Annotated in this window: 11 protein-coding genes; 8 read left to right on the top strand and 3 right to left on the bottom strand. The window is 60.9% G+C overall.

Features of this window, described 5'->3' with window-relative positions:
* Positions 1-17: 17 nt before the first annotated feature.
* Both ACEN93_RS14240 and ACEN93_RS14235 read right to left on the bottom strand, forming a co-directional pair.
* Positions 18-782 carry a TOBE domain-containing protein gene (locus ACEN93_RS14240; protein ID WP_414881152.1) on the bottom strand — a complete coding sequence of 255 codons (765 nt, stop codon included), beginning with the start codon at positions 780-782 and terminating at the stop codon, positions 18-20.
* 58 nt (positions 783-840) lie between these two features.
* The gene (locus ACEN93_RS14235) at positions 841-1,578 is read right to left on the bottom strand and encodes a ComFC family protein (protein WP_490840634.1); all 738 of its coding nucleotides are present in this window, start codon (positions 1,576-1,578) and stop codon (positions 841-843) included.
* 91 nt (positions 1,579-1,669) lie between these two features.
* Here ACEN93_RS14235 and bioB point away from each other — a divergent pair, with 91 nt between their 5' ends.
* The 6 genes from bioB to ACEN93_RS14205 all read left to right on the top strand — a co-directional run bounded on the left by bioB (position 1,670) and on the right by ACEN93_RS14205 (position 6,575).
* Entirely contained in the window at positions 1,670-2,725 is a 1,056-nt protein-coding gene (gene bioB / locus ACEN93_RS14230) for a biotin synthase BioB (protein WP_011336244.1), read from the top strand.
* 68 nt (positions 2,726-2,793) lie between these two features.
* The gene (gene bioF, locus ACEN93_RS14225) at positions 2,794-3,972 is read left to right on the top strand and encodes an 8-amino-7-oxononanoate synthase (protein ID WP_134333628.1); all 1,179 of its coding nucleotides are present in this window, start codon (positions 2,794-2,796) and stop codon (positions 3,970-3,972) included.
* Complete coding sequence (locus ACEN93_RS14220; protein ID WP_414881148.1) at positions 3,965-4,696, top strand: alpha/beta fold hydrolase; 732 nt, start codon at positions 3,965-3,967, stop codon at positions 4,694-4,696. The genes bioF and ACEN93_RS14220 overlap by 8 nt, the downstream gene beginning before the upstream one ends.
* Entirely contained in the window at positions 4,689-5,495 is an 807-nt protein-coding gene (gene bioC, locus ACEN93_RS14215; protein WP_414881147.1) for a malonyl-ACP O-methyltransferase BioC, read from the top strand. The genes ACEN93_RS14220 and bioC overlap by 8 nt, the downstream gene beginning before the upstream one ends.
* Positions 5,492-6,172 (top strand): dethiobiotin synthase, encoded by a 681-nt coding sequence (gene bioD, locus ACEN93_RS14210; RefSeq protein WP_007959854.1) that lies wholly within the window; start codon positions 5,492-5,494, stop codon positions 6,170-6,172. The genes bioC and bioD overlap by 4 nt, the downstream gene beginning before the upstream one ends.
* A gap of 106 nt (positions 6,173-6,278) precedes the next feature.
* A complete protein-coding gene (locus ACEN93_RS14205) occupies positions 6,279-6,575 on the top strand; it encodes a hypothetical protein (protein WP_007959856.1) in 297 nt (98 codons plus the stop codon).
* A gap of 89 nt (positions 6,576-6,664) precedes the next feature.
* Here the strand turns inward: ACEN93_RS14205 and ACEN93_RS14200 are convergent, their stop codons facing one another.
* The gene (locus ACEN93_RS14200; protein WP_103385406.1) at positions 6,665-7,915 is read right to left on the bottom strand and encodes a hypothetical protein; all 1,251 of its coding nucleotides are present in this window, start codon (positions 7,913-7,915) and stop codon (positions 6,665-6,667) included.
* A gap of 315 nt (positions 7,916-8,230) precedes the next feature.
* Here ACEN93_RS14200 and ACEN93_RS14195 point away from each other — a divergent pair, with 315 nt between their 5' ends.
* Both ACEN93_RS14195 and ACEN93_RS14190 read left to right on the top strand, forming a co-directional pair.
* Positions 8,231-10,036 (top strand): phenylacyl-CoA dehydrogenase, encoded by a 1,806-nt coding sequence (locus ACEN93_RS14195; protein ID WP_074692190.1) that lies wholly within the window; start codon positions 8,231-8,233, stop codon positions 10,034-10,036.
* Positions 10,037-10,297: 261 nt separating this feature from the next.
* A complete protein-coding gene (locus tag ACEN93_RS14190; protein WP_103385408.1) occupies positions 10,298-12,412 on the top strand; it encodes a cytochrome-c peroxidase in 2,115 nt (704 codons plus the stop codon).
* Positions 12,413-12,501 lie beyond the last annotated feature (89 nt).

Below are 12,501 nucleotides of genomic sequence, written 5' to 3'. Positions count from 1 at the left end.
CTTTCGTTGCAGTGCGCTCAGAGCGGTGTTCCGAGCAGCACATTGGACGGGGAAAACTGCACCTGCACCGGTTGCTCGACCTTCAGACCACGGCTGCGCAAGTCCAGCGGTTCGGCCAGCGCGCACAGGGTCTGGCCGTTGGGCAGGGCGATGCGCACTTCGCTCGGGCCGTCCTCGGCGTCGAGAATCGCCTCGATCCGGCCGCTCAAAAGGTTGTGGCCGACGGCAGGCGTGGCATCTGGCGCGAGCAATTCGAGCCAGCCGGCCTTGATCAGCGCCACCACTTCGGTGCCCGGTTGCAGTTCCAGATGGACGGTGCTGTCGTGGGTGATCTGCGCGTCGATCGACAGGCCTTCAGCCAGTTCGAGGCGGATCAGGTCGTTGCGGCCCTGACCTTCGATCAGCACGACTTTGCCGTGCAGCTGGTTGCGTGCGCTGGTCCTGAGCATCAGCCGACCGAGCAGGTCCAGATCGCTGGCATCCTCGGCCGCCTCCAGTACCTGAGCCTGCAAGGCTTGCAGCTTTTGATAGAGGCGCAGCACTCGCTCGCCCTCGCTCGACAGTTTGGCTCCGCCACCGCCCTTGCCGCCTATCGCTCGCTCAACCAGCGGTTTCTGCGCGAGGTTGTTCAGCTCATCGATGGCATCCCACGCCGCCTTGTAACTCAGGCCGGCGCTCTTCGCGGCACGGGTGATCGAACCCTGTTCGGCGATGTGTTGCAGCAAGGCGATGCGCTGCGGACGGCGGACGATGTGCTGGGACAACAGACTGGGCAGGGACATGGCGGGCGCTTTGTACTGAAGGGTTGAGGGAGGACGTTGGCGGCTCGTGGCGTATCCGTCAAGCCGCGTCGCCGGGTTTTGGCGTACGGGCCAGGCAGTACACATCCACCCGCGCGGCGCCGGCGTCCATCAGCAACCGGGCCAGCGCCTGGGCGGTGGCACCGGTGGTCAGCACGTCGTCGACCAGGGCCAGGTGCCGGCCTTTCACCTGGGCATCGGGGCTCAAGGCGAAGGCGTGACGCAGATTGTGTTTCCGCGCCTTGGCGTTCAGCGCCTGCTGGGCGTCAGTATCCTGCACCCGCAAAAGACAGTGTTCCTCGCAAGGCAGGTCGAGTGACTTGCCCAGCCACTGCGCGAGCATCGCCGCTTGGTTGAAGCCGCGCTGGCGCAAGCGTTTCGGTGCAAGCGGCACCGGTAGCAGAGCGTCCGGGCGAGGCAGGTCTTCTTCGAAGCGATGTTGCAGGAACTCGCCGAGAACGTCGGCAAGCAAGTGGCCAAGTGGCCATTTGGCGTCGTGCTTGAAGCGGGTGATCAGCGTGTCCACCGGAAAGCCATAAATCCAGGGCACAGCCACCTGTTCGAAGGCCGGTGGATCCTGCAGGCAGCCACCACAAGTCAGGCCGGCTGCGAGGGGCAGGGCGCAGGTCAGGCATTGATCGCCCAGCCACGGCAAATCGGTTTCGCAAGCGGTGCAGATCGGGATTTGCGCGTCTGCCGGTTCGTCGCACAATAAGCAGTTCTGTTTGTTTTTTAACCAGATGTAAACCGGCCTTTCGTAGTGTGGTTGACAGCGCATGACTCTTCCTTAAATATGCCGAACATCCGTGTCGTGCCTGTGGGTATTCCGTTTCCCCAGGCACCAGCCAAGCATAACCAAGGAAACGCCCATGAGCGCCAGCACCACTGCCACCCTGCGTCACGACTGGACTTTGGCCGAAGTCAAAGCACTCTTCGTTCAGCCATTCAACGACTTGCTGTTCCAGGCGCAGACGGTGCACCGCGCGCATTTCGACGCCAACCGCGTCCAGGTTTCCACCCTGTTGTCGATCAAGACCGGGGCATGTCCGGAAGATTGCAAATATTGTCCGCAGTCCGGTCACTACAACACCGGGCTGGAAAAAGAAAAGCTGATGGAAGTGCAGAAAGTCCTCGAAGAGGCTGCCCGCGCCAAGGCCATTGGTTCGACCCGTTTCTGCATGGGCGCGGCGTGGAAACACCCGTCGGCCAAGGACATGCCTTACGTGCTGAAGATGGTCGAAGGCGTGAAGGCCATGGGCCTGGAAACCTGCATGACCCTCGGTCGTCTCGATCAGGATCAGACCGAAGCGCTGGCCAAGGCCGGGCTCGACTACTACAACCACAACCTCGACACCTCGCCGGAGTTCTACGGCAGCATCATCACCACCCGCACCTATGCCGAGCGTCTGCAGACCCTGGCCTATGTGCGCGATGCGGGGATGAAAATCTGCTCCGGCGGCATTCTCGGCATGGGCGAGTCCCTCGATGACCGCGCCAACCTGCTGATCCAGCTGGCCAACCTGCCGGAGCATCCGGAATCGGTGCCGATCAACATGCTGGTGAAAGTTGCCGGCACGCCGCTGGAAAACGCCGACGACGTCGATCCGTTCGATTTCATCCGCATGCTCGCCGTGGCGCGCATCCTCATGCCGCAATCCCACGTACGCCTGTCCGCCGGCCGCGAAGCGATGAACGAGCAGATGCAGGCCCTGGCGTTCTTCGCCGGCGCCAACTCGATCTTCTACGGCGACAAACTGCTGACCACCGCCAACCCCCAAGCCGACAAGGACATGCAACTGTTCGCACGTCTGGGCATTCAGCCGGAAGCCCGCGAAGAGCATGCCGACGAAGTGCATCAGGCTGCCATCGAGCAGGCGCTGGTGGAGCAGAAGAGCAGCGAGCAGTTCTACAACGCGGCGGTCTGATCGCCCGTTCTTCTCAGGCGCTGCCTCGGGCGGCGCCTGCTGATTCATTTGCCACCCGTGAGGCTTGCATGTCTTTCGATCTCGCCGCACGCCTTGCTGCCCGTCGTGCCGAAAATCTCTACCGCCAGCGCCCGCTGCTTGAAAGCCCGCAAGGGCCGCAAGTGGTGGTCGACGGTCAGCCGTTGCTGGCGTTCTGCAACAACGATTACCTGGGCCTGGCCAACCATCCGCAAGTGATCGAAGCCTGGCGCGCCGGTGCCTCGAAGTGGGGCGTCGGCGGCGGCGCCTCGCATCTGGTGATCGGTCACAGTGGCCCGCATCACGCACTCGAAGAAGCTTTGGCTGATCTCACCGGACGGCCGCGTGCGCTGTTGTTCACCACCGGTTACATGGCCAACCTCGGCGCGGTCACGGCGCTGGTCGGGCAGGGCGATACGGTGCTGGAAGACCGGCTCAACCATGCCTCGTTGCTGGACGCCGGGTTGTTGTCCGGTGCGCGCTTCAGTCGCTATCTGCACAACGACGCCGACAGCCTCGCCAAGCGCCTGGAAAAAGCCACCGGCAACACGCTGGTGGTCACTGACGGCGTATTCAGCATGGACGGCGACCTCGCCGATCTGCCGGCGCTGGCCCGGGAAACCAAAGCGAAAGGCGCCTGGCTGATGGTCGACGACGCCCACGGTTTCGGTCCGCTGGGGTCGAACGGTGGCGGGATCGTCGAGCATTTCGGTTTGAGCCAGGAGGATGTGCCGGTGCTGGTCGGCACCCTCGGCAAAGCGTTCGGCACGGCGGGTGCGTTCGTCTCGGGCAGTGAAGAGCTGATTGAAAGCCTGATCCAGTTCGCCCGCCCGTACATCTACACCACCAGCCAACCGCCGGCGCTGGCCTGCGCAACCTTGAAAAGTCTGGAACTGCTGCGCAGCGAACACTGGCGTCGCGAGCATTTGCAGACGCTGATCCGCCAGTTCCGCCACGGCGCCGAACAGATCGGCCTGGAACTGATGGAGAGCTTCACGCCGATTCAGCCGATCCTGATCGGCGATGCCGGTCGCGCCGTGCGTCTGTCGCAGATGCTGCGTGAGCGTGGGCTGATGGTCACCGCAATCCGCCCGCCGACCGTGCCTGCCGGCAGCGCGCGGTTGCGGGTGACGCTGACCGCCGCCCACAGCGAGGCGCAGGTGCAGCTATTGTTAGAAGGACTGGCCGATTGCTTTGCGCAACTCAAGTCGGAGCCAAGCCATGCGTGATCGCCTGATTCTGCTACCGGGTTGGGGCCTCGGCGTTTCGCCGCTGGAGCCGCTGGCCGCTGCGTTGCGCGGACTCAACGAACATCTGCAGGTCGATATCGAGCCGTTGCCGGAGCTGGACTCCAGCGATCTGAACGACTGGCTCGACGAGCTCGATGAGCGCATCCCCGAAGATGCCTGGCTCGGCGGCTGGTCGCTGGGTGGCATGCTCGCTTCCGAGCTGGCGGCGCGGCGTGGCGAACATTGCTGCGGCTTGCTGACCCTGGCGAGCAATCCTTCGTTTGTCGCCCATGAACAATGGCCGAGCGCGATGCCCGGCGAGACCTTGGATGCGTTTCTGGCCGGCTGCAGCGCCGATCCGCGCACGACCCTCAAGCGATTCTCGCTGCTGTGCGCCCAGGGCGCGCAAGACGCGCGCGGCTTGTCGCGGCTGTTGCTCGGCGGCGCGCCGAACACTTCGTCGGCCGCTTTGATGGCCGGTCTGGAATTGTTGGCGCAGATCGATACACGCGAAGCCTTGCAGGCATTTCGCGGCCCGCAACTGCATTTGTTTGGCGGGCTGGACGGGCTGGTGCCGGCGGAGGCCGCGGGCGAGTTGTTCGCGTTGCTGGCGGATGTCGAGGTCGGTCTGATCGAGCAGGCCAGCCATGCGTTTCTTCTGGAAGACCCCCACGGTGTGGCGGGTGCGATCCAGGCGTTTTTGAGTGAGTGCGGTGATGACTGATTTGTCTGTTGCGGCGTTGCCCGGCGGCTTGCCTGACAAGCGCCAGGTCGCAGCTTCTTTTTCTCGCGCAGCGGCCAGCTATGACAGCGTCGCCGAGTTGCAGCGCGATGTCGGTACGCAGTTGATGAATCGCTTGCCGGTGGATTTTCTGCCGTCACGCTGGCTGGATCTCGGCTGCGGCACCGGGTATTTCACCCGGGCGCTGGCCGAGCGATTTGGTGAGGGGCTGGCGCTGGATATCGCCGAGGGCATGCTCAATCACGCGCGGCCGTTGGGTGGGGCCATGCACTTTATTGCTGGCGATGCCGAACGTTTGCCGTTACAGGATTCGACCTGCGATCTGATCTTCTCCAGCCTCGCCGTGCAGTGGTGCGCGGACTTCGAAGCGGTGCTCGGCGAAGCGTTTCGGGTGCTGAAACCGGGGGGGATTTTCGCGTTTGCTAGTCTTTGTGTAGGGACGCTGTACGAATTGCGAGACAGCTGGCGTCAGGTCGATGGTCTGGTGCACGTCAACCGCTTCCGCGAATTCGCCCGCTATGAGCAATTGTGCGCGGCCAGTGGTTTGCGCGGTGTTTGTCTGGAGAACCGGCCGCATGTGCTGCATTACCCGGATGTGCGCAGCCTGACCCACGAACTCAAGGCACTGGGCGCGCATAACCTGAACCCTGGCCGGCCGGGTGGATTGACCGGGCGGGCGCGGATTCTGGGGCTGGTCGAGGCTTACGAGCAGTTCCGTCAGCCTCAAGGGCTGCCAGCGACCTATCAGGTGGTCTACGCCGTGTTGGAGAAACCCTTATGAGCGCAGCCTATTTCATCACCGGAACCGACACTGACGTCGGCAAGACCACCGTCGCCGCCGGGTTGCTGCACGCTGCGCGCTCGGCGGGGCTGAGTACGGCGGCGGGCAAACCGGTGGCGTCCGGTTGTGTGGTGACGCCCAGAGGTTTGCGCAATTCCGATGCGCTGGCGTTGCAGGCCGAATGCTCGTTGCCGCTGACCTATCAACAGGTCAACCCGGTGGCGTTTGAGCCGGCCATCGCGCCGCATCTGGCAGCGCGCGAAGCGGGCGTGGCACTGACCGTGCAATCGTTGCTGGCGCCGATGCGCGAGATTCTGGCCATGAACGCCGACTTCACGTTGATCGAAGGCGCGGGCGGCTGGCGGGTGCCGTTGGCGGATCAGGACAATCTGTCGGATCTGGCGATTGCGCTGAAGCTGCCGGTGATTCTGGTGGTCGGCGTGCGCCTGGGTTGCATCAGCCATGCGTTGCTGACTGCCGAGGCGATTGCCCGGGACGGGCTGCAACTGGCGGGATGGGTGGCGAACATCATTGATCCGAAGACGTCGCGGCTGGAAGAAAATCTCGCGACACTGGCCGAGCGGATTCCGGCACCGTGCCTGGGGCGGGTGCCGAAGCTCAAGGCGGTCAGCGCCGAAGCGGTCGCCGATCACTTGCAACTGGATCTGCTCGACTGATTTTGGCTATGACAAGGCACTGTGCCATTAGTGTTTTTGACGGGTGTTTTTCTGACGCCTCTGGTTCAATGGCACCCATTGATCCTTCCCAAGGATGAGAGCTCCCATGGAAATCTCCGGAAACACAGCTTTTTATGCAGGTCTGAGCACCATCCAGACCGGGCAGAACCGCGTCGATCAGGCCGCCAGCCAGATCGCCAGCAGCACCATCGAGCGTTCGGTTACCAGCCAGTCTTCGGAAGTACAGGTCGATCGTCTGCGTTCCGTGGATCGCGCCCAGCAATCGGACCTGGCGAGCAACATGGTCGAAATGGCCCAAGGCAAGTTTCAGGCGGAACTGGGCGTGAAAGTCGCCAAGGCTTCCGATGAAATGCTCGGTACGATCATCGATACGTTTGCCTGATCGTTTGACTTGGCGACATATCGATATCCCTTCATGCTTAAGTTCAATAGCTGCGCCCATTGAGCGTACGAGCGTGGCAGAAAAAGGTATCAGGCGCCCAAGCGGCCCCATATTCTTGGAAAGCGAGTGCTGTGATTATTCCCGGAACTCCCTGAAATGATAACTCGCCCTCCCGGTTGGATCGTCACATCAGTACAGGTACCGATACTGTATCCGCTCCAGAAATTCTCTCTTACTCCGTTTTTGCTAATCCGCTCGTAAACTTCCATTAACGTGCCTGCGAGGTTACCGCTGCCCACGGCCACGATTTTGCCATTCGGATCTATCCCGATCGAGTAAAAGTCCATGGCATCCATTGAGCCAGAAATTAGCAGAGGTACCCCCTTATTGAAGTTTTCATCAATGCTGCCGTCTTTTTCGAGTCTGGCAAGTAGACCCCTGTTGTTCCCGTCAGAGCCCTTCGCATAGCCGGCGATGATGATTTTGTCATCATCCTGGATAGCAACCCGAGAGACGATATCGGCCCAGACAAGCTCCTGAATCTGCGATTCGGTTCCTCGTTCGCCGGCCACTACGACATCGGTATAGCCTGCCTGGCCAAAGGTATAGTCCAGAATGCCCTCATCCGTGTAACGAGCCACGGTGCGTGTCCTCTGTTGTTGATCGACGTATCTCCAGCTACCTGCCACGATAATGCTGCCATTGCCTTGGATCTGGACATTGTTGGCATAACTGTCGAGTCCGTGGAGCCTGATATCGATGAATCCGCTGCCACCGCCAAAACTCTTGTCAGTCTCGCCATCAGCTTGCAGACAAAAAAGCCTGCTCAAAGGGCCTGACGGAAGTGTGTAGGTCGCTGCAATAAGTATCTTCTGACCTTTTTGCAGGCAGCCATCTGCAAACTTGTAGGGTGACCGTGAAGGGGTTGCACCTTCTGGACCAGTAGTAATGACTCTGCGGCCGAACACCAAATCGGGACTACCGCTGGGGTTGAAAAGGGTGACAGCGGGTCTCACGGCGTCGGCTTTCAGCGACTCCCCGATGACCAGAATTTTTCCATCTTCCTGGAGCAATACACGCTGCGGCGTGGATTGGTCGCCATCTTCGAAGTTCCAGGTCCTCTCCTCGAATGAGTCATCTTTAGTGCCGTCGACGAGGTAACGCGACAGGCGAAACCGGTCGCTGATATGTGAGACAACAACCAGTTTGCCGTCTTTATCGGAGATGGTTGAGTTTGCTGTACCTCTTTCGTCGATCTCGATGCGGCCTTCGGTTCCGAAGGTAAGGTCGAGATTACCGGGAGCGTGAGTGTGATTGTTATCACCAGCCTTGATTTCCATTTTGTTCTCCTACTGAAAGATTTCCTCAGGCCACCATGTCTAGAGAGGTGTCCGCGATAGTCAGTACACAGGTTTTGGAACGATTTTTATCCTGTAAAAACTGACAGTCCGACATTCTTTCGGAGCCAATAAATATGCTTTTGAGGCCGATGGCGGGTAGTTTCATCCGGACGAAGGCTTTACGCCTGACGAACGGCAAAAGGGCGACGCTTGACAAGATTTCGGCGTAAACGTATGTTTCAAACAACTGTTTGACCGTCACAACAAATCAACGCGGTCTTTCATTCCCGGTTACATCAGCAGAGGTTTATCGCTATGCCTGACTACAAGGCCCCCTTGCGTGATATTCGCTTCGTTCGTGACGAACTGCTCGGCTACGAAGCGCACTATCAGAGCCTTCCAGCGTGCGCAGAGGCAACGCCGGACATGGTTGACGCCATTCTCGAAGAGGGCGCCAAGTTTTGTGAGCAGGTGCTGGCACCGCTGAACCGCGTGGGTGACACCGAAGGCTGCACCTGGAGCGAGTCGGGCGTGAAAACCCCGACCGGTTTCAAAGAGGCCTACAAGCAATTCGTGGAAGGCGGCTGGCCGAGCCTGGCCCATGACGTCGAGCACGGCGGTCAGGGCCTGCCTGAGTCGCTGGGTCTGGCAGTCAGCGAGATGGTCGGCGAAGCCAACTGGTCGTGGGGCATGTACCCGGGCCTGTCGCACGGCGCGATGAACACGATCTCCGAGCACGGTACTCCAGAGCAGCAAGAAGCCTATCTGACCAAACTGGTCTCCGGCGAATGGACCGGCACCATGTGCCTGACCGAACCGCACTGTGGCACCGACCTGGGCATGCTGCGCACCAAGGCCGAACCTCAGGCCGACGGTTCCTACAAAGTTTCCGGCACCAAGATCTTTATCTCGGCCGGTGAACACGACATGGCCGATAACATCGTCCACATCGTGCTGGCCCGCCTGCCGGACGCACCGGCCGGCACCAAGGGCATCTCGCTGTTCATCGTTCCCAAGTTCCTGCCGAACGCCGACGGCACCGTCGGTGCACGCAACGCCGTGACCTGCGGTTCGATCGAACACAAGATGGGCATCCACGGCAACGCGACCTGCGTGATGAACTTCGACGGCGCGACCGGTTTCCTGATCGGCCCGGCGAACAAAGGCCTGAACTGCATGTTCACCTTCATGAACACCGCACGTCTGGGTACCGCGCTGCAAGGTCTGGCTCACGCCGAAATCGGCTTCCAGGGCGGCCTGAAATACGCTCGCGATCGCCTGCAAATGCGTTCCCTGACTGGCCCGAAAGCGCCGGACAAGGCCGCTGACCCGATCATCGTTCACCCAGACGTACGCCGCATGCTGTTGACCATGAAGGCATTCGCCGAAGGCAACCGTGCGATGGTGTACTTCACGGCCAAACAGGTCGACATCGTCAAATACGGCGTGGACGAAGAAGAGAAGAAGAAAGCCGACGCACTGCTGGCCTTCATGACTCCGATCGCCAAAGCGTTCATGACCGAAGTCGGTTTCGAATCCGCCAACCACGGCGTGCAGATCTACGGTGGCCACGGCTTCATCGCCGAGTGGGGCATGGAGCAGAACGTTCGCGACAGCCGCATCTCGATGCTGTACGAAGGCACCACCGGCATCCAGGCACTCGACCTGCTGGGCCGTAAAGTGCTGATGACTCAAGGCGAGGCTCTCAAAGGCTTCACCAAGATCGTCCACAAGTTCTGCCAGAACAACGAAGGCAACGAAGCCGTCAAAGAATTCGTCGCACCGCTGGCTGCACTGAACAAAGAGTGGGGCGAGCTGACCATGAAGGTCGGTATGGCCGCCATGAAAGATCGCGAAGAAGTCGGCGCGGCCTCCGTGGACTACCTGATGTACTCCGGTTACGCCTGCCTGGCCTATTTCTGGGCTGACATGGCGCGTCTGGCCGCTGAAAAACTGGCTGCCGGCACCACCGACGAGGCGTTCTACACCGCCAAGCTGCAAACCGCGCGCTTCTACTTCCAGCGCATCCTGCCGCGTACCCGTACGCACGTGGCCACCATGCTGTCGGGCGCCAACAACCTGATGGACATGAAAGAAGAAGATTTCGCACTGGGCTACTAAGCCTTAACGCGGTCCTTCAAAAAACCGCTGCTCCCTCGGGGGCAGCGGTTTTTTTGTGCCCGGATTTCCCCAATCCCGGGGCTGATTCCCCAGCATTGATGAAGCCACTCCTTAGCCGAACCCCCTGCGCTTATTGATTCAAAATGTTTCCAGAAGAGTGGCCAATTAATTGCACTGCCCGATTTACCGGTGCTAACCAGAACTGCCTGCTCAAAGAAGCAAGACGCCCGGCACTTAACAACAACAGTCAGGGTGAAGCCTATGAACATCAGTCGACTCGCTCGTTTGACCTTCTGGTTACCCGTTGCGCTGGCAGTCCACAGCGCATGGGCTGCCGACCCCGCCGTGGTCGATCCTCCCGTGCCGGAGGTGCCTTCGTTGCAATCGTTGCGCGGGATGGTGCCCCCCGATCCGTCCGGGACCGAAGGCGGACGCAAGGTCGACCTTATGACCGACTACGTGCTCAACCGTCAGGCTGCGATCCTGCTGGGCAAGGCGTTGTTCTGGGACATGGAGATCGGCAGTGATGGCTCCACGGCCTGCGCGTCCTGCCACTACCACGCCGGCGTCGACCACCGCATCACCAACCAGCTCAACCCCGGCCAGGCGCACACCAACGCCAACGTCGCGTCGATCTTCAACAAACCGTTTGTGGCGTCGGACATTCCCGGTGACGTGGCGTCCTACGCGACCTTGTCCGGCGGCAAGGGCGGCCCGAACTACACGCTGAAGAAAACCGACTTCCCGACCCACGTGCTGAGCAATCCCCTGGAGCGCAACTCGCCCATCGTGTACTCGACGGACGATGTGGTCGGCTCGCAAGGCGTGTTTGACGCCAACTTCGTCAAACCCAATCAGGCGCGTTTCGACAAATGTACTCAGCAGCCGGACGGTATTTTCCAGGTCGGTGGCATCAACGTACGTCGCAGCACCGGACGCAACGCGCCGTCGGTAATCAACGCCGCGTTCAACGTGCGCAACTTCTGGGACGGTCGGGCCAACAACGTGTTCAACGGCTTCTCGCCGTTCGGCAATCGCGACCCGGATGCCGGGATCTACGTGACCAGCGAACGCAGCACGGTCGCCACCAAAGTGCGGCTGGCGCTCAATGACGCGTCAGCTGCCTCGCAAGCCGTCGGTCCGCCCGGCAGTCCGGTGGAAATGTCCTGCGGTGGCCGTACGTTTGCCGACATTGGCCGCAGGATGCTCGACACGTTGATGCTCAAGCAGCAGCGGATCTCGTCCACGGATTCGGTACTGGCTCCGGTGTCCGGCGCACGGCGGCCGACCTATCGCGAGCTGATCAAGAACGCCTTCCAGCCCCGGCTGTGGAATGCCACGCAAAACGTTCTGGTGGGCGGTGCGCCGTACACCCAGATGGAGGCCAACTTCCCGCTGTTCTTCGGCCTGGCGATCCAGATGTATGAGGCCACGCTGGTGTCCGATCAGGCGCCGATCGATGCCTATTTGCAAGGCGATCACACGGCAATGAACGCGCAACAGGTCGAGGGCATGAACCTGTTTCTCGGCAAGGGCAAATGCGTCAATTGCCACGGCGGTCCGGAGCTGACCAACGCCGCCAGCCGCCTGCTTATGCATCCGCGTGAACGCATCGAGCGGATGGTGATGGCCGACAACCTGACCACTCTTTACGACAACGGCTTCTACAACACCGGTGTGCGCCCGACCTCGGAAGACCTGGCCCTCGGCGGCGCGGATGCCTGGGGCAATCCATGGTCGTTCACCCGGCAGTACAACAGTGTGTTGCAGGGCGGCCGCTCGGTCGATCCGCTGGACGTCGATGTCTGCACGTTCGAAGCGCCATTGAGTGCGGCGATTCCGTGCGATGCGACGCTCAAGCCGAACGTCGGTTTCCGCGATTCGGTCGACGGCGCGTTCAAGACGCCGACCCTGCGCAACATCGCCCTGACCGGCCCGTACTTCCACAACGGCAGTCGCTCGACGCTCAAACAGGTGATGGAGTTCTACAACCGTGGCGGTGACCGGCGCGGCGAGGATGCCAACAACACCAGCGGCTTCGAGCATCCGGCGGTGAACCAGCACAACACCTCCAACCTCGACCCGGACATGACGGCGCTGAACCTGACGCCCGATGAAATCGACGCGCTGGTGAAATTCATGGAGGTCGGCCTGACCGATCCGCGCGTGGCCTGGGAGCGCGCACCGTTCGATCATCCGTCGCTGGTGATCCCGCAGGGCCATATCGGCGACGAGAATACCGTCACTCAACGCCCGGCCAGTCCGAAAGTCACGACCCGTCAGGCGATGGACGCATCGCTCTATCTCAAGCCTTACGGTGCTGAAGGCCGGCCAGCGGCAGAGGGGCCATTGCAGCCGTTCTACAACGATCTCTGAGCAGAAAAACACACCATGGCCATCAAGAATGATGGCCATGATGGCCGTCTAGAAGCCATGGCGCAAAAAACCTTACTGAATCCCTCAGC

This window comes from Pseudomonas sp. Pseusp21 (assembly GCF_059492145.1).
Note: the sequence above shows the minus strand (reverse complement) of the source record. Positions and strands in the feature narration are given on the sequence as shown.